Source organism: Inquilinus ginsengisoli (assembly GCF_031453975.1).
Taxonomy (GTDB): Bacteria; Pseudomonadota; Alphaproteobacteria; order DSM-16000; family Inquilinaceae; genus Inquilinus; species Inquilinus ginsengisoli_A.
In genome coordinates, this window is record NZ_JAVDPW010000008.1 from 223,298 (window position 1) to 240,502 (window position 17,205).

The following is a 17,205-nucleotide window of genomic DNA, read 5'->3' on the forward strand; positions in this document are numbered from 1 at the left end:
TCGACGAAGTTGTAAGTTTGTTTCCAGGCGGGACCCGGCGATGGCGGCCCTGCTGGTCTCGAACCTCGCGATCGTGGCGGGCAACGGGTGCGGCGCCCTGCTTCTGCTGCGGACGCGGCCCGGCTCGCCAGCGGCCTGCCCGGGCTGCGCCTGGACCCGCCTAGGCGGCGGCCGTCACTGCGGCTCGGGGATGGTCAGCGGGCCGCAATCGTCGTCGGCCACGAACACCGCCAGCAGCTCCGCCGAATCCGTCGCGCTGGCGTTCTCGGCGAACATGTGCAGCGCCCCCGGCGGCTCGAACCAGGTGGTGCCGGGGCCGAAGGTGTCGACCGGGCCGCCGGACAGCTGCGACCGGATGGTGCCTTTGACCACGAAGGCGGTGACCGAGCCGGGGTGGCGGTGCGCCGGGGTGTAGCCCCCGGGCGGGAACTTGACCAGCGCCGTGGTGATCGACTTGCCGGGCACGTTCGGCAGCCTTTCGCAGGATAGCGGCCTGACCGTCGTGGTGGGCCGGGCGGCGGACCCGGATGCGGCGCCTGCGGCCTCCGCCTGCATGTGCATGTGGTCAGCCATCGGCGTTTCGACCGCAAGGCCCGCCGGGCGGATCGACAGGGCGGCCGCCAGCGCCACCACGCCGGCGCCCACGGCCAGCAGCATCACCATGCGCAGGGGCAGCGGGTCGGGTCGCAGGGCGATCATGCCTCGCACTCCGTCACGGCGGCTCATGCCAGGCCCGGCAGCCGGAACCCGGCATCCCAGCCGAGGTCGCGCACCGCCTTGTCCGTCAGCACCGGGCCGCCGGCCTCGGCGATGTTGAAGATGCCCGGGCCCCCCCGGTCGATCGCCAGCCGCGCCGCCCGGGCCGCGGCGTCGACATGCACCGCCCCCGGGCCCTTCGGCGCGTCGACTCCGGTGCCTGGGCCATAGAACTGGCCGTAGCGCAGCACGATGCCCTGCAGCGGCGGCGTGTGCAGCACCTGCACCTCCAGCGCGGCCACGCCCTCGACGCTGATCCGCCGCGGCCCCTCGGCCTGCCGGTCGAGCGGCTGGTCCTCGGCATAGGGCGGCGTGCCCGGGGCATAGGCCCAGGCGATGCTCTGGGCGATCAGCCGCCGCGCGCCCGCCTCGCGCGCCGCGGCGACCAGGTTGCGGGTGCCCTCGCTGCGGATCCGCGCATTGCCGGTGACGGCCTCGGCCATGCGGGCGGGGTCGAGGGCGGGCGGCAGGTCGGTGAGCTGGTGGATCACGATCTCCGGCCGCACCGCGGCCATTGCCTGCAGCAGCGCCGGCGCGTCGAAGACGTCGACCACCACCGGGACCGCGCCGGCGGCGCGCAGATCGTCGGCCTTCGCGGCCGAGCGGGTGGTGCCGTGGACCTGGTATCCGGCCTCGAGCAGCAGCGGCAGCAGCCGCCGGCCGATGGCGCCCGTGGCGCCGGCGAGGAAGATCTTGGTCGGCATGGGTGTCATTCCCGGGGAGAGAGCGGCTGGGCGAAGCGCAGCGCCGTCGCGAGCAGCCCGTTGCGGTAGTAGAAGCGGTGGCCGAGGACATTGGTCAGCGGCGTGTCGAGCACCAGCCTGCTGCAGCCCAGCGCCCGCCCCTCCTCGACCAGCCGGGCCATCAGCCGGGCGCCATGGCCGCCGCTGCGCTCGGCCTCGTCGGTGACGAGGTCGTCGACATAGAGATGGACCCCGTGCACCAGGTTGTCCTGGACCCGGAAGCCGGCCAGCGCCACCGGCCGGCCGTCGCGCCACAAGGCGAGCAGGCGATAGCCGGACGCCGCCTGGCGCCGCCACCGCGACTCCAGCTCCGCCGCCGAGGCCAGATGCGGCCGCAGCTGCCGCATCAGCGGCCAGCAGGCGATGACCGCGGCCTCATCCTCCACCGGACGCAGATCGGCGGCGGGCGGAGGGGATTCGGAGAGGGGGAGCGACATCGCGATGGCCCTTCGATGGGAACCAGGATAGTATCAGAGCACGAACAATATATAAGAGCTCTGATATCATGGTCAAGAAGACTCCGGGGCCGGCGGTGCCACGCCCGGGCGAGGGCAAGCGCGGCGAGGACGGATATATCGGCTATCTCCTCCGCCAGGCCGGCGGCGCCTATCGGCTGCGGACGGAACGCGCCCTGGCGGACCTGGCGGTGACGCCGCCGCAATTCGCGGTGCTGACCATGCTGGTGGCCTATCCCGGCCTGTCCGGCGCCGACCTGGCACGGCTGGCGGTGCTGACGCCGCAGACGGTCAGCGTCATCGTCGCCAACCTGGAGAAGGCTGGGTCGGTGGTGCGGCAGCCGCATCCGGTGCATGGCCGGATCCAGACCCTGGAGGTCACCGAGGGCGGCAAGGCACTGCTGGCTCAGTCCCGCGAGCGCGTCCAGCGGCTGGAGGCGCAGCTTGTCGCCGGGCTGACCGCGGAGGAACAGCGGACCATCCGCCGCTGGCTGGCCGCGGTGGCGGTCGAGGGCGGCGGGGCGGAGCCGTGAGGTAGAGACCCGTTTAGACCGGGATCGTCTGGCGGTGATCGCAAATTTTCTGGTGTGCGGGAATAACGCGGTCTGTCCACCGATCTCATTGACAGCCGGACCAACGCTTCAGCACGGCATCGCGCATCACCGAGCGCTTCCCGCTCATCTGAGAGTTCAAGTTCATCGGCATCGGGACCTCCACCCACCCTGCAGGCGTGCTCCGCTTCGCCTTCACCAGCGCGACGCGCACCACCGCAACCGACGACCTCGTCGGCGATGGCGTGTCGGACTTCCACATCGCGCTTAGCCGCCGCGTCACCCTCGGGACCGGCGTCTTCGTGCTGCAGCGGCGCACTGTCCCGTTCCGTCCACCATCCCGCAAGCGGATCGATCATGACGACCATCAACGGCACCATCAACGACGACATGCTCACGGGCACCGACCAGGCCGACGTCATCCACGGCAATGGCGGCCTCGACCAGCTCACCGGGGGTGGCGGTAACGACGCGCTCTTCGGCGGCGACGGCGGCGACCTGATCGTCGGCGATCTCGGCAACGACACCATCTCCGGCGACGCCGGGGACGACACCCTCGTCGGCGGCGACGGGGCGGACGTGCTGAACGGCGGCGCCGGCATCGACACGGCCGCCTACATCTTCAGCACGGTCGGGGTGGTCGCCACGATCGGCGGCACCGGTGTCGGCGGCGAAGCCCAAGGTGACAGGATCGGTGCCGACATCGAGAACCTCGCTGGCACCGCATTCGCCGATACGCTGGTCGGCTCGGCCGGCGCCAACACCTTCGATGGCTTCGACGGCAACGATCATTTGCAGGGGCTGGACGGCAATGACGTCCTCGCAGGGGAGAACGGGGATGACCTGCTCGACGGGGGCAACGGCGACGACACGCTCGTCGGCGGCGCCGGGGGAGACGTGCTGAGCGGCGGCGCCGGCAACGACACGGTCGACTACTCCAACAGCGCCATCGGGGTGGATGTTGCGATCGGCGCCGCCGGTTTCCAGGGCGATGCCCAAGGCGACACGGTCGGCGGCGACATCGAGAACTTCATCGGCTCGCAGAGCGGCGACATATTGGTCGGGTCGGCCGTCGACAACATCCTGACGGGGGCCGGGGGCGACGACCGTCTGCTGGGGCGGAACGGCGACGACACCCTTGTCGGGGGTGATGGAAACGATCAGCTCGAAGGGGACGACGGCAACGACAATCTCATCGGGGGCAACGGGGACGATCAGATCACCGGGGGCAGCGGCGACGATGCCATCGTGATCAATATGGGGGCAGCGGTGGTCGACGGCGGCGACGGTTTCGACACTCTTGTCGTCAACCGGGTCGCTTCGACGGTCGGGGGCATCTTCTCCGTCAACGACAGGGACGCCCCCGATGGCCTGCATGCGATCGGCATCGAGAGCCTGACCTACAACGCCGGGTCCGGCATCGACATCGTCATCGGCAGCAGCGGCGCCGATGCCCTCTTCGGCAACGGCGGCGACGACGCACTCAGCGGACGGGGCGGCAACGACACGCTCTCGGGCGGCGACGGCAGCGACGACCTTGCCGGAGAGGACGGGAATGACCGGCTCGACGGGGGCAACGGCGATGACGTCCTGACCGGTGCCGGCGGCGCCGATGCGCTGAACGGCGGCGCCGGCAGCGACCTAGCCGAGTATTCCAACGGCCTGCTCGGCGTGACGGTGAACCTCGCCACCGGAATCGGCAGCGGCGGCGAGGCCCAGGGCGACACCCTGACGGCGATCGAAAATCTCGACGGCAGCCAGGGCAACGACACATTCGACGGCAACAGTGCCGACAACATCCTGCTCGGCAACAACGGCAACGACGTGCTCCGCGGCGGTGCCGGGGCGGATCGGCTCGACGGCGGCGACGGGGTCGACCTGGCCAGCTACTCCACCAGCACCACGGGCGTCTCGGTCAGCCTCATTTCCGGGATCACCAGTGGCGGCGATGCGCAGGGCGATGTCCTGATCAATATCGAGAATCTCGACGGCAGCCAGGGCAACGACACGCTCGAAGGCGATGCCGGGGCGAACACCCTGTCGGGCCTCGGTGGCAATGATGTGCTGCGTGGCGGCGTGGGGGCGGATCATCTCGACGGCAGCGCCGGGATCGACACCGCCGATTACGGGCACGGCATGGCCGGTGTGACGGTGAGCCTGGCCACCGGTACCGGCTCCGGCGGTGAGGCCCAGGGCGATAGCCTGACCGCGATCGAAAGCCTGATCGGCAGCCAGGGCAACGACACCCTTGAGGGCAGCAGCGTCAGCAACGTCCTGTCCGGCGGGAATGGCAATGATGTGCTCCGCGGCGGCGCCGGGGCGGACCATCTCGACGGCGGCGCCGGCATCGATTCCGCGATCTACTCGGAGAACACGACCGGCGTGGCGATCAATCTCGGCACCGGCACGGGCGCCGGCGGCACCGCCCAGGGCGACACGCTGACTGGTATCGAGAATGTCTATGGCGGCAGCGGCAACGATGCGCTGATCGGATCCAACGCCAATGACGGGCTGGTCGGCGGTGCCGGCAACGACGTCCTGGTCGGGATGGGGGGCAAGGACACCCTGATCGGCGGGGCCGGGGCCGACCGCTTCACCTATGGCAGCATCGGCCAGAGTCCGGTCGGCGCCGGGGCCGACCTGATCACCGATTTCAGCCATGTCCAGGGCGATCGCATCGACCTCGCGGCCGTCGACGCCAACACGGCGGCGGCCGGCGACCAGGCGTTCAGCTTCATCGGCTCGGGCGCCTTCACCCACCATGCCGGCGAGCTGCGCGAGGCGGTGGCCGGCGGCGTCGCCACGGTCAGCGGCGACGTCAATGGCGACGGCGTCGCCGACTTCAGCATCACCCTGACCGGCGGTATCACCCTCGGGACCGGCGATTTCGTGCTCTAGCGGGGTAGGCCACCCCGCCCCGAGGTGCCCGACAAGCCGCTGACGTCTGGGTACTCAAATGCCGAAGCTGCATCGAGATTGGATCAGCAGCTACAGATTGTCGCCCTCGGCAAAATATCATCGCCTGGCAAGAGATGTGCGTGGAGCTAGCTTTTCCGCGAATATTTCCAAAATATAGAGGCCAGAAACAAAACAATACCCCAACCACAACGAGGTAGAAAATGAATATCACCGGAGACGACGGCAGCAATTCCATCACCGGCACCGACGATCCTGACTTCATTGTTGGTCAGGGCGGCGACGATTCGCTGTTCGGCGCCGGCGGGGACGACCTTCTGGATGGCGGCGAAGGCAACGATCTGATCATCGGCGGAGCCGGTGCCGATTGGATGGCCGGCGGCAATGGCGATGACAGGTTGGACGGCGGCGATGGCAACGACCTCCTGGCCGGTGGAGACGGGGCCGATCAGTTGACCGGTGGCAATGGCATCGACACCGTCACCTATGCCGTCAGCACGGAAGGCGTGTCGATCGATCTCGCCTTCAACGTGTATGGGGGCGGGGCCGCGGGAGACCAGCTGTCCCTCATCGAGAACGTGATCGGAACCAAGTTCAACGACACGATCACGGCCTCCAACTTCGGGTCCGATGCCGGCAACCAGTTCGACGGCGGCGCCGGCGACGATACGTTGAGCGGCGGCGCCGGGATGGACGGCCTCAACGGCCAGGACGGCAATGACATCCTGCTGGGCGGTGTCGATGCGGATGCGCTGAACGGCGGTGCCGGGCAGGACCGCCTCGAAGGCCAGGACGGCAATGATAGCCTGCTGGGCGGCGACGGTGCAGACACGCTGCGCGGTGGCGCCGGGGCGGACCATCTCGACGGCGGTGCCGGCACCGATTCCGCGCTCTACTCCGAGAACACGGCCGGTGTGGCGATCAACCTGAGCACCGGCACAGGCGCCGGCGGCACCGCCCAGGGCGATACGCTGACCGGGATCGAGAATGTCTATGGCGGCAGCGGCAACGACTCGCTGATCGGGTCCAGCGGCAATGACGGGCTGGTCGGCGGCGCCGGCAATGACGTGCTGACGGGCCTGGCGGGCAAGGACACGCTGATCGGTGGCGCCGGGGCCGACCGCTTCACCTATGGCAGCATCGGCCAGAGCCCGGTCGGCGCCGGGGCCGACCTGATCACCGATTTCAGCCACGCCCAGGGCGACCGTATCGACCTGGCGGGCATCGACGCCGTCACCACGGTGGCCGGCGACCAGGCCTTCCACTTCATCGGCAGCGCCGCCTTCACCCACCATGCCGGCGAGTTGCACGAAAGCGTGGCCGGCGGGGTCACCACGGTCAGCGGCGACGTCAACGGCGACGGCGTCGCGGATTTCAGCATCAACCTGACCGGGTCGATCACCCTCGCCGCCGGCGACTTCGTGCTCTAGCGGGGCGGGGCGGGCCTCGCCGCCCCAGCCAGCATGCCCGTGCGCCACAGCGACCTAGTTCGTTGGCGCCTCAGCGCTGTGGGGCCGGATCTCGGCCATGCCCGAGCGGGCTCTGACCCCAGGTCAGGCCGACTGGTGGGTCAGCCGGGCGCGGAGGTAGCCGACCGCCATCACCAGCAGCAGGATGCCGCCCCAGATGGCCAACGTCAGATGGGTGCTGAAGCCGAGCAGGTTGAAGCCGCTGGAGATGGCCTGGAGGATGACCAGCGCCAGCACCAGCCCGCCGACCTTGCCGAAGCCGCCGAACGGGTCGGTGCCGCCCAGCACCGCCGCCAGGATGGTGACCAGCAGGTAGCTTTCGCCGTAGCTGGCATTGGCCGAGTTGAACCGCGCCATCAGCACCAGCCCGGCGACGCCGCACAGCAGGCCGGACAGGGTGTAGGTCCACAGCAGCATCCGCCGGGTGTCGACGCCGGAGAACCGGGTCGCCTGCTCGTTCGACCCGATCAGGTACAGGTTCACGCCGAAGGGCGTGCGGTTCAGCAGCAGCGCCACCGGCAGGGCGCACAGGATGAAGACGAAGAGCGGCATCGGCACCGGCCCGACCATGCCGTTGCCGAGGAACAGGATTCCGTCCGGGAACCCGCCGATGACGTTGCCGCGGGTGAAGCCGATGGCCAGGCCCTTGAACAGGATCATGGTGCCCAGAGTCGCCAGGATCGGCGACACGCCGCAATAGGCGATGATCACGCCGTTGATGGCGCCGCAGATCGAGGCCACCACCAGCCCGGCCAGGATGGCGAGCAGGATGCCCCCCAGCCCGGCATCGATGCCGCCATATTGAGTCATGATCCACCCCATCACCAGGGCCGCGCAGTTGGCGGTGGAGATGACAGACAGGTTCAGCCCGCCGCAGACCAGGGTGATCATCATTGCCAGCGCCAGCACGCCGAGCTCCGGCAGCTGGAAGGCGATCGACTGCAGGTTGGCGGCGGACAGGAAGCGGTCGCCGACCATCAGCGAGAACACCAGGACCACGGCGACCAGCAGGACCGACAGCCCGGTGAGAACCGGGTCGATGCGCAGCTTCGGGCGGACGCTGGTCTCAGACGACGCCACGGCTCTTCCTCCTGGTCTTCATGCGGTCGCTCAGCGCGGTGATGCAAACGCTCACCAGGATCACCAGGCCGGTGCAGACCTGGGTCCAGTAGGAGGACACGCCGATCATGATCAGCCCGTTCTGCAGGATGGCGAGCAGCGCGATGCCGAGCACGGTGCCCAGCACGGTGCCGACCCCACCGAGCAGGCTGGCGCCGCCCAGCACCACGGCAGCGAGCACGTCGAGCTCGCGCCCCACCAGCACGTTCGGCGCCACCTGCTGCTGCAGCTGGGCGTGGATGATGGCGGCGACCCCGGCCATCACGCCGAGATAGCCGAACACGAAGAGATGCAGCCGGAACACGCCGAAGCCGAGCCGCTTCGCCGCCTCCGGATTGCCGCCCAGGGCGTAGATCTGGCGGCCGATCGCGGTCTGGTTCAGCAGCGCCCAGGTCGCCAGCAGCGACAGCACCAGCGCCAGCATCTGGATGGTGAAGCGGAACGACCCGCCATCCGGCAGCGGCAGCTGGAACAGGATGCCTTTGAAGAAGTACGGCGGCAGGTTGAAGATCTGCTTGCCGCGGGAGAAGAACATCAGCAGCCCGAAGAACAGGTTCATCGTCGCGATGGTGACGATGATCGACGACGCCCTGAACTTCGAGACGATGACGGCGTTGACCAGGCCGAGCCCCAGCCCGACCGCCATGGCCACGGCGAAGACGATCGCCCAGTCCAGCACCGGCACGCCGAGCCCCGGCTTGCCCACGACGTAGAGCGCGAACAGCGCCGCCAGGTACTGCGCCACCATGGTGGTGGCGGCGAACGAGATGTCGATGTTGCCGGAGATCAGCACCACCAGCAGCCCCGCCGCCAGCACGCCGGTGACAGCGTAGGAGTTGGCGAGGTTGGAGAAGTTCGACAGCGTCAGGAAGTTCGGCGTGGCCACGCCCAGCCCGACCACCGCCGCCAGGATCACCACCACGAGATAGAACTCGGTGCGCCGCAGCAGGCGTCCGAGCAGCGGGCTGCGGCCTTCAGACAAGGTCACGGCGCTATCCATTGACGCTCTGCCTCAGCTCGGCCTCCGTGGTCTGGTGCGGCCGGAACTCGCCGGCGATCCGCCCCTGCCGCATCACCAGGATGCGGTGGCAGTGGTACAGCACCTCGGGGATCTCGTCGGAGATCATGATCACGGCCATGCCCTCGGCCGCCAGCCGCTTCACCACCTCGTAGATCCCGTCCTTGTTGGCGATGTCGACACCGACGGTCGGGCTGTCGAGGATCAGCACCTTGGGCTGGGTCGCGATCCATTTCGCCAGCACCACGCGCTGCTGGTTGCCGCCCGACAGGGTACGCACCGCGTTCTCCGGGTCCGACACCTTGATGTTGAGCGACCGGATGGCACCCTGGACCTGGTCGTTCGCCGCCCGGCGCCGGATCAGCCCGAAGGCCGAGGTCAGCCGGTCGAGGATGGTGACGGTGGCGTTGCGCGCGATCGACTGCGGCAGCACCAGGCCCAGCGTCAGCCGGTCCTCGGAGACATAGGCGATGCCCTGGCGGATCGCCTGCTTCGGCGACCCGGTGCGCACCGGCCGGCCTTCGATCCTGACCTCGCCGGCATCGGCCGGGTTCATGCCGAACAGCGACAGCGCCATCTCGGTGCGGCCGGAGCCGAGCAGCCCGGTGATGCCCAGGATCTCGCCGCGATGCACGGTGAAGCCGATATCGGCGAATTCCCCCGCCTTGCCGAGGCCGGCCACTTCGAGCACCGGCTCGGCCCGGGTCGCGCCCGGGTCCAGCACGTCGTAGTGGAATTCCTTGCCGGTCATCAGGAACGCCATGCGCCCGGCATCGATCTCCGCCGCCGGCCAGGTGCCGACCTTGCGGCCGTCGCGCATCACCGTGACCCGGTCGGCGATTTCCATCACCTCGTCCAGGCGGTGGCTGACGAACAGGGTCGAGATGCCATGCGCCTTGAGGTCGAGCACCAGGCGCAGCAGGGCGTCGACCTCGGTCCGGGTCAGCGACGCCGTCGGCTCGTCCATGATCACCAGCTTCGCGTCGGCGGCCAGTGCCCGGCAGATCGCGACCAGTTGGCGGCTGGCGATGTTGAGGGTGCCGACCAGGGCGTCGGGGTCGAGCCGCACGCCGATCCGCGCCATCGCGCCACGCGCCGAGTCGCGGATCGCGGCCCAGCGCGCCGGGCCGAAGGAACGGCCGACATGGTGGCCGATGCCGATGTTCTCGGCCACGGTCAGGTTCGGGAACAGCGACAGGTCCTGATAGATCACCTGGATGCCGCGGCGGACCGATTCGACCGGGTTCAGATGCGTGGTCGCCTCGCCGCCGATGGCGATGCGGCCGCCCGGCTCGGGCGCCAGCACCCCGGCGATGACCTTGATCAGGGTGCTCTTGCCGCAGCCGTTCTCGCCGACCAGGCAATGCACCTCGCCGGCGGCGAGATCGAAATCGACCTCGCGCAGGGCATGCACGCCGCCGAAGCGCTTGCCGATGCCCTGGAGGTCGAGGAACAGATCCGTCATGCGGGGCGGGGCCCCCTCTATGGCCTCCCCCTCCCCTCGCGGGAGGGGGTAGGGGGAGGGGGTTGTTTCCGGAGCAGCGGCGCCGGCCTTTGGTCGCCGCCTTGATCAGCCTGTTCGACGGATCGGAGATCGGGCTTCAACGGCCCGAACCCCCTCCCCCTACCCCCTCCCGCAAGGGGAGGGGGAGTGACGGAGCCAGGGCCGGGGCCGATTCGGCCTCACAGCCCGGCGTCGACCAGCTTGTCCACCGAGTCCTTGTTGATGTGCAGGATCAGGTTGGCGCGGATGTTGTGCGTCGCCGCATCCACCGCGACCTTGCCGACGCCCGGAATCTCCATGCCGTCGGTGATCGGCTTCTTGTCGAGTACCAGCTTGGCCACCGCCATCATGGCGTAACCGGCGTCGATCGGGTTCCACAGGAAGCATTCCTGCACCACCCCATCGGTGATCAGCGCCCGGCCCGGGCTGGGCAGGCAGGTGCCGGTGACGAACACCTTGCCCTGCATGCCACGCTCGCGCACCGCGTTGCCGGCGCCGATCGGGCCGTTCGAGCCGAAGCCGATGATGCCCTTCAGGTTCGGATAGGCGGTGATGGCGTCCATCGCCACCTTGTAGGAGCTGTCGACCTCGTCGGCGCCCGGGAAGCGCTCGGTGGCCAGCTTCATCTTCGGGTACTTCGCCTTCTGATAGGCGATCGCCGAATCGGCCCACAGGTTGTGCAGCGGCGTGGTCAGGGTGCCGACCATGACGATGTATTCGCCCTCGCCGCCCATCGACTGGGCCAGCCGCTCCATCTGGACCTCGCCGAACTCCTTCGAATCGATCAGCTCGATGTTCCAGGTCTTGGTCTTCTGCTCCGGCGCCTCATGGGTGATGATCGGGATGCCGGCCGCGGCGGCGCGCTGCAGCACCGGCTCCATCACGTTGATGTCCAGCGGGATCAGGCCGATGGCATCGACCTTGCGGGCGATCAAATCCTCGACCAGTTTGACCTGCTGCGCCGGGTCGACGGTGTTGGGGCCGACCATCGAGGCGTTCAGGCCGAACTCCTCACCGCCCTTCTGGATGCCCTGCTCGACCGCGTTGAACCAGGGGATGCCGGCGATCTTCACCACCGTCACCACCTCGGGCTTGTCGGCGGCGAAGGCGGCGCCGGCCAGCAGCATCGCGGCCGCCGGCAGGGCGTATTTCAGGAAATTCCGGGTCATGTCTTGGCCTCCCTCTGTTGCGTTCTTGTCGCCGCCGCTGGGTCTTGCGCCCGGTGGCGATGCATCGCGTGGCAAACGTTTGCGTCAAACCCTCGGAATGGTCAAGGCCGCCTTCCGGCGGTTTTGATCCGACAAATGTTCGAGGCGAAGAACGTTTGAAGTCAAGGGGCTGCGCGCAGCGACGGGTGCAGCTCGGGCCGATAGCCGGCGGCGAGCACGGCGACGCTGGGCAGCGGCGTCAGCAGCCCGACCCGGCCGGAGGCGGGGCGGGGCCGGGCGGCGCCATAGCCCGCCATGTCCCAGCGCCGCAGCGTGCCACCGAGCACCAGCCAGGCACCGCCGGGGTCGTCGGGCAGCGCCACTATCGCCGCATCCGGCAGGGTCGCGATCGGGTGCGACACGGTGCGCTGGCGGCGGGTGGCGGGATCGATCCGGGCGGGATGCATCACCCGGTCCATCGCCTCGGCCGAGGGCAGAGCCGCCAGGCCTTCGGCCCGGGCCCAGGCGGCGCGCCAGGCGTTGTAGGCCTCGCGCCGGCATTCGGCGCAGGGGCGGTGGCCGGCGGCGATCGCCACCGCCTCGTCCAGGAAGAACAGATGGGTCCAGCGATTCGGCGTCATCACCTGGCGCCAGCGCCCCTTGAACTGCAGCCGGCAGCAGATCCAGCGCGTGGTCGACCACGGCCGGCGGATGCGCCCGTCGGCATCGTGCAGCACGCCGCGGTTGCCCAGCATGGCGCCGCGAGCGGGGTCGGCGACGATCTCGCCGAAGGGCGTGACGCGGTTGCAGCGAGTCATGCCTGGATCATGGCATGGCGGCCATGCCGCACCAGAGATTGTCACTATACCGACCAGTCGGTATAGTGATCGCCATGAGCAAGCCCGACACCAAGACCCGGATCCTGAGCGCCGCCGAGCTGGTGGTGCTGGAGCGCGGCGTCTCGGCCCTCACGCTGGACGCGGTGGCCGAGGCCGCGGGGCTGAGCAAGGGCGGGCTGATCTACCATTTCGACAGCAAGGAAGCGCTGATCCGCGCCATGATCGCCCGGATCGGCACCTGCATGCAGGAGCGGATGGACCGCCTCTGCGCCAATGACGGCCGGCCGGGCACCTGGACCCGCGCCTATCTCGACGCCGCCTTCCCGCCGCCGGGAACCGAGGACGACAAGGACGCGGCGCGCGAGGCGGCGCTGATCGCGGCGCTGGGCAACGACCCCGCCCTGCTGGCGCCCTACGCCACGCAATACGCCGGCTGGGTCGAGCAGCAGAAGGCGGACGGCATCGACCCGGTGCTGTCCGCCATCATCCGGCTGGCCGCGGACGGGCTGTGGCTGAACGAGGTCTTCGGCATCCGCGCCGTCGGCGAATCCGACCGCGCGGCGCTGCTGCAGCGGTTGCGGGCGATGACACGGCCCGGCGACGCCTGATCTTTCATATCGAGGAGCGACACATCATGGCTTGGGTGATCCTGATCATCGCCGGCCTGTTCGAAGTGGGCTGGGCCATCGGCCTGAAATACACCGAGGGCTTCAGCCGGCTGTGGCCCAGCCTGGGCACCGCCGCGGCCATGATCGTCAGCCTGGTGCTGCTGGGCGTGGCGCTGAAGACCCTGCCGCTGGGCACCGCCTATGCCATCTGGACCGGCGTCGGCGCGGTCGGCACCGCGATCCTGGGCATCTACCTGTTCGGCGAATCCGGCGACCCCGCCCGCCTCGCCTGCATCGGCCTGATCGTCGCCGGCATCGTCGGCCTGAAGCTTGTCACGCCCCACTAACCCCCAATCCGTCGCCGCGAGTCCACTGCCATGACCTGGGTTCTCCTGCTCGCCGCGATCGGCTTCGAGGTCGCCGGCACCGTCTGCATGAAGCTGTCGGACGGGTTCCGCAATCCGCTGCCGTCGGTGCTGATCTTCGTGTTCTACGCCGCCGCCTTCGGCCTGCTGACCCTGACCCTCAAGCGGATGGAGCTGAGCATCGCCTACGCGGTCTGGGCCGGCATCGGCACCGGCCTGACCGTGGTCATCGGCGTGCTGTGGTTCGAGGAGGCGCTGACCATGCTGAAGCTGGTCTCGGTCGCCCTGGTCATCGCCGGCATCGTCGGGCTGAACCTGGGCGGCGCCCATTGAGGACCCCAGAGGAAGGGGCTGGATTTGTTCCGCCGCCTGGGCTCAACTGGCGCCGTTTCAGGCCCGTGTTAGCGCTCGAGGATTCCGAAGGATGCAGGAGATTTCCATTGCCGGCCGCAAGATCGGCCCCGACCATCCGCCCTACGTCATCTGCGAGCTGTCCGGCAACCACAATGGCGAGCTGGCCCGGGCGCTGAAGATGATGGAGGCGGCGAAGGCGACCGGCGCCGACGCGGTGAAGCTGCAGACCTACACCGCCGACACCATCACCCTGAACCATGACAGCGACCAGTTCCGGATCAAGGGCGGGCTGTGGGACGGGCGGCTGCTGTACGATCTGTACCAGGAGGCCTCGACCCCCTGGGAATGGCATGACGCGCTGTTCGCCAAGGCGCGCGAGCTGGGCATCACCATCTTCTCCACCCCCTTCGACAAGACCGCCGTCGACCTGCTGGAGGGGCTGGGCGCCCCGGCCTACAAGGTCGCGTCCTTCGAAGTGGTCGACCTGCCCCTGGTCGAGTACATCGCCAGCAAGGGCAAGCCGATGATCATCTCCACCGGCCTGGCCAACCTGGCGGAGATCCATGAGGTGATCGCGGCGGCCCGCCGCGGCGGCGCCAACCAGCTGGTGGTGCTGCACTGCATCAGCTCGTACCCCGCGCCGATGGAGGACGCCAACCTCCGCACCATGCCGAACCTGTCGCAGACCTTCGACGTGATCAGCGGCCTGTCCGACCACACCATGGGCACCGCCGCCTCGGTCACCGCGATCGCGCTGGGCGGGTCGGTGATCGAGAAGCACTTCACCCTGGCGCGCGCCGATGGCGGCCCGGATTCGGCCTTCTCGCTGGAGCCCGAGGAGTTCACCCGGCTGGTCGAGGACTGCAAATCCGCCTGGGCGGCGCTGGGCCGGGTGCGCTACGACCTCAAGGGGTCGGAGGCCGGCAACATCGTCTTCCGCCGCTCGCTCTACGTCACCCGCGACGTCAAGGCCGGCGAGACGCTGACCGAGGACAATGTCCGGTCGATCCGCCCGGGCTACGGCCTGGCGCCGAAGCACCAGCCCGAGGTGCTGGGCCGCCGCGCCAGCCGCGACCTCGCCCGCGGCGAGCCGCTGGCCTGGGAGATGGTGAGGTAAGAAGGAATGGCCTCCCCCTCCCCTTGCGGGAGGGGAGACAAAGAAGAATGCGGGCCGGCGTCATGCCAGGGTCCACCAAGGCAGGAAGCGCATGTCCGTCGTCGCGGTCCTCGATGTCGGCAAGACCAATCTGAAGCTGCTGGCGGTGACGCCGGAGGGCGCGGTGCTGGAGGCGATCCGCGCCCGCAATCTGTCGCTGCCCGGCCCGCCCTATCTGCGGGTCGACCTGGCGGCGATCGAGGCCTGGCTGCTGCGGGCGCTGGGCGAGCTGGCCCGCCGCCACCGGCTTTCGGCCTTCGTCGCCACCGGCTACGGCTCGAGCGGCGTGCTGGTCGACGAGACCGGCCCGGCCCTGCCGATGCTGGATTACGAGACCGAGGCGCCGGACTGGCTGCACGACGCCTATGCCGCCGAGGCGCCCGGCTTCGCCGAGACCGGCTGCGCCATCGGCGCCGGGGCGCAGCGCCTGGCCAAGCAGCTGCTGTGGCTGGAGCGCGACTGGCCCGAAGGCTTCGCCCGCGCCCGCCACCTGCTGGCCCTGCCGCAATACTTCGCCTGGCGCCTGGGCGGGGTGGCGGCCAGCGAGATCACTACCCTGGCGGCCCAGACCCATCTGTGGAACCCGCAGGCCGGCGACGTCACCGCCATCGTCGACCGGCGCAGCTGGCGCCGGCTGATCCCGCCGCGCCGCAACGCCTGGGACGTGCTGGGCACCATCCGGCCCGACCTGGCCGCCGCCCATGGCCTGCCCACCGACCTGGCCCTGCTGTGCGGCGTGCATGACAGCAACGCCAACTACCATCGCTTCCTGGCCGCAGGCCTGGGCGACGTGCCGCTGCTGTCGACCGGCACCTGGATCATCGGCTTCCGGCCGGGGCTGGCGCTGGACCGGCTGGACGGCCGCCGCGGCATGGTCGCGAATGTCGATGTCGATGGCCGGCCGATCGGCTGCACCCTGCATATGGGCGGCCGCGAGTGGGAGCGGATCGCCGGTGAAGGCCCGGCCGACGCGTCCACGGCCGATGTCGCCGCGCTGGTCGCGGCCGGAACCCTGGCGCTGCCCGGTTTCGCCGACAGCGACGGGCTGTTTCCGGGGCGGGGCGGCCGTGGCGAGATCCTGGGTCCCCCACCGCAGGGGTCGGCGGCCCGTTCGGCCCTGGCCACGCTGTATACCGCCCTGTGCTGCGCCACGGCGCTGGACCTGCTGGACGCCCGGGACCGGGTGATCGTCGATGGCGGCTTCGCCGCCAACCCGCTGTTCGCCCCGCTGCTGGCGGCGCTGCGGCCCGGCCATCGGGTCGAGGTTTCCGCCGCACCGGACGGCAGCGCGGTCGGCGCGGCGCTGCTGTGGGCCCGCCACCAGGGCGCACCGCCGGCCACCGTGGCGCTGCTGCCGGCGCCGCCGCTCGCCGTGCCCGGCCTCGCCGCCTATGCCGAGCGCTGGAGGTCCCTGACTGGCGCGCCGGGCCGTCCGGCGCTATAGATCGGACGTATCAGCGCCGCCCGTCCAACGACAAGCCCCGAGGAAACCGATGCCCGCCCCCAGCCACCTCGCCCTGCGCCAGGGCATCATCGACATCTGCCGCGAGATGAATTCGAGCGGGCTGAACCAGGGCACCTCGGGCAATGTCTCGCACCGCATCGACGGCGGCATGCTGATCACCCCGACCAGCCTGCCCTACGACCAGATGCAGCCGGAGGACATCGTCGAGATGTCGTTCGACGCCAGCTATGAGGGCCGGCGGATGCCGTCCTCGGAATGGCGCTTCCACCGCGACATCCTGAAGAACCGGACCGACGCCAATGTGGTGCTGCACACCCATTCGGTGTTCTCGACCACGCTGGCGGTGCATGAGAAGGGCATTCCCTGCTTCCACTACATGGTGGCGGTGGCCGGCGGCATCGACATCCGCTGCGCCCCCTATGCCTGCTTCGGCACCCAGGAGCTGTCGGACTATGCCCTGGAGGCGCTGGAGGGCCGCACCGCCTGCCTGCTGGGCCATCACGGGCTGATCGTGCTGGCCGAGAATTTCGCCCGTGCGATGTGGCGGGCGATCGAGGTCGAGGTGCTGGCCAAGATGTATGTCCACGCCCTGGCGATCGGCGAGCCGCCCCGGCTGACCGAGGCCGAGATGACCCGGGTGATGGAGCAGATGCGGCGCATGAGCTACGGCCAGGCGCCTGACATCGACGGCGTCGACGACACGCCGCGACCGCGCAACGTCGCCTGAGGCCCCGCTTCC

Annotated in this window: 17 protein-coding genes; 9 read left to right on the plus strand and 8 right to left on the minus strand. The window is 69.5% G+C overall.

Translation table 11 applies throughout. The features are described from left to right. Positions 1 to 174: 174 nt before the first annotated feature. Genes E9232_RS22845 through E9232_RS22855 form a run of 3 tightly spaced genes read right to left on the minus strand, consistent with a single transcriptional unit; the run spans position 175 to position 1,936 of the window. Positions 175 to 699, minus strand: coding sequence for a cupin domain-containing protein (locus E9232_RS22845; protein ID WP_309797831.1), 525 nt, complete (start codon positions 697 to 699; stop codon positions 175 to 177). A 23-nt stretch (positions 700 to 722) separates the two neighbouring features. After that, positions 723 to 1,460 carry an NAD-dependent epimerase/dehydratase family protein gene (locus E9232_RS22850; RefSeq protein ID WP_309797833.1) on the minus strand — a complete coding sequence of 246 codons (738 nt, stop codon included), beginning with the start codon at positions 1,458 to 1,460 and terminating at the stop codon, positions 723 to 725. Positions 1,461 to 1,465: 5 nt separating this feature from the next. Then, entirely contained in the window at positions 1,466 to 1,936 is a 471-nt protein-coding gene (locus tag E9232_RS22855; RefSeq protein WP_309797835.1) for a GNAT family N-acetyltransferase, read from the minus strand. Between the two features lie 68 nt (positions 1,937 to 2,004). Between E9232_RS22855 and E9232_RS22860 the strand changes: the two genes are divergently transcribed. The 3 genes from E9232_RS22860 to E9232_RS22870 all read left to right on the plus strand — a co-directional run bounded on the left by E9232_RS22860 (position 2,005) and on the right by E9232_RS22870 (position 6,851). Further along, a complete protein-coding gene (locus E9232_RS22860) occupies positions 2,005 to 2,487 on the plus strand; it encodes a MarR family winged helix-turn-helix transcriptional regulator (RefSeq protein WP_309797837.1) in 483 nt (160 codons plus the stop codon). 375 nt (positions 2,488 to 2,862) lie between these two features. Further along, positions 2,863 to 5,403 carry a beta strand repeat-containing protein gene (locus E9232_RS22865; RefSeq protein ID WP_309797839.1) on the plus strand — a complete coding sequence of 847 codons (2,541 nt, stop codon included), beginning with the start codon at positions 2,863 to 2,865 and terminating at the stop codon, positions 5,401 to 5,403. 221 nt (positions 5,404 to 5,624) lie between these two features. Continuing rightward, positions 5,625 to 6,851: a calcium-binding protein gene (locus E9232_RS22870; protein ID WP_309797841.1), complete on the plus strand. Its 1,227-nt coding sequence runs from the start codon at positions 5,625 to 5,627 to the stop codon at positions 6,849 to 6,851. A 123-nt stretch (positions 6,852 to 6,974) separates the two neighbouring features. Here E9232_RS22870 and E9232_RS22875 read toward each other — a convergent pair whose 3' ends face one another. From E9232_RS22875 to E9232_RS22895, 5 genes are all read right to left on the minus strand, one after another. Continuing rightward, positions 6,975 to 7,970 (minus strand): ABC transporter permease, encoded by a 996-nt coding sequence (locus tag E9232_RS22875; RefSeq protein WP_309797843.1) that lies wholly within the window; start codon positions 7,968 to 7,970, stop codon positions 6,975 to 6,977. Next, positions 7,957 to 8,997, minus strand: a complete 1,041-nt coding sequence (locus E9232_RS22880) for an ABC transporter permease (protein WP_309797844.1) — start codon at positions 8,995 to 8,997, stop codon at positions 7,957 to 7,959. The genes E9232_RS22875 and E9232_RS22880 overlap by 14 nt, the downstream gene beginning before the upstream one ends. Before the next feature lie 4 nt (positions 8,998 to 9,001). Continuing rightward, positions 9,002 to 10,492 (minus strand): sugar ABC transporter ATP-binding protein, encoded by a 1,491-nt coding sequence (locus tag E9232_RS22885; RefSeq protein ID WP_309797846.1) that lies wholly within the window; start codon positions 10,490 to 10,492, stop codon positions 9,002 to 9,004. A gap of 218 nt (positions 10,493 to 10,710) precedes the next feature. Continuing rightward, complete coding sequence (locus E9232_RS22890) at positions 10,711 to 11,700, minus strand: substrate-binding domain-containing protein (RefSeq protein WP_309797848.1); 990 nt, start codon at positions 11,698 to 11,700, stop codon at positions 10,711 to 10,713. A gap of 161 nt (positions 11,701 to 11,861) precedes the next feature. After that, positions 11,862 to 12,497 (minus strand): hypothetical protein, encoded by a 636-nt coding sequence (locus E9232_RS22895; RefSeq protein ID WP_309797850.1) that lies wholly within the window; start codon positions 12,495 to 12,497, stop codon positions 11,862 to 11,864. A 74-nt stretch (positions 12,498 to 12,571) separates the two neighbouring features. On the opposite strand from E9232_RS22895, the gene E9232_RS22900 reads away from it, so the two are divergent. From E9232_RS22900 to E9232_RS22925, 6 genes are all read left to right on the plus strand, one after another. Next, positions 12,572 to 13,126: a TetR/AcrR family transcriptional regulator gene (locus E9232_RS22900; protein WP_309797851.1), complete on the plus strand. Its 555-nt coding sequence runs from the start codon at positions 12,572 to 12,574 to the stop codon at positions 13,124 to 13,126. A gap of 26 nt (positions 13,127 to 13,152) precedes the next feature. After that, positions 13,153 to 13,473 carry a quaternary ammonium compound efflux SMR transporter SugE gene (gene sugE / locus E9232_RS22905; protein WP_309797853.1) on the plus strand — a complete coding sequence of 107 codons (321 nt, stop codon included), beginning with the start codon at positions 13,153 to 13,155 and terminating at the stop codon, positions 13,471 to 13,473. Between the two features lie 30 nt (positions 13,474 to 13,503). Continuing rightward, positions 13,504 to 13,824: a DMT family transporter gene (locus E9232_RS22910; protein ID WP_309797855.1), complete on the plus strand. Its 321-nt coding sequence runs from the start codon at positions 13,504 to 13,506 to the stop codon at positions 13,822 to 13,824. A gap of 91 nt (positions 13,825 to 13,915) precedes the next feature. Further along, positions 13,916 to 14,962 carry a pseudaminic acid synthase gene (gene pseI, locus E9232_RS22915; RefSeq protein WP_309797857.1) on the plus strand — a complete coding sequence of 349 codons (1,047 nt, stop codon included), beginning with the start codon at positions 13,916 to 13,918 and terminating at the stop codon, positions 14,960 to 14,962. A 91-nt stretch (positions 14,963 to 15,053) separates the two neighbouring features. Further along, positions 15,054 to 16,445 (plus strand): FGGY-family carbohydrate kinase, encoded by a 1,392-nt coding sequence (locus E9232_RS22920; protein ID WP_309797859.1) that lies wholly within the window; start codon positions 15,054 to 15,056, stop codon positions 16,443 to 16,445. Positions 16,446 to 16,494: 49 nt separating this feature from the next. Continuing rightward, positions 16,495 to 17,193 carry a class II aldolase/adducin family protein gene (locus E9232_RS22925; RefSeq protein WP_309797860.1) on the plus strand — a complete coding sequence of 233 codons (699 nt, stop codon included), beginning with the start codon at positions 16,495 to 16,497 and terminating at the stop codon, positions 17,191 to 17,193. Positions 17,194 to 17,205 lie beyond the last annotated feature (12 nt).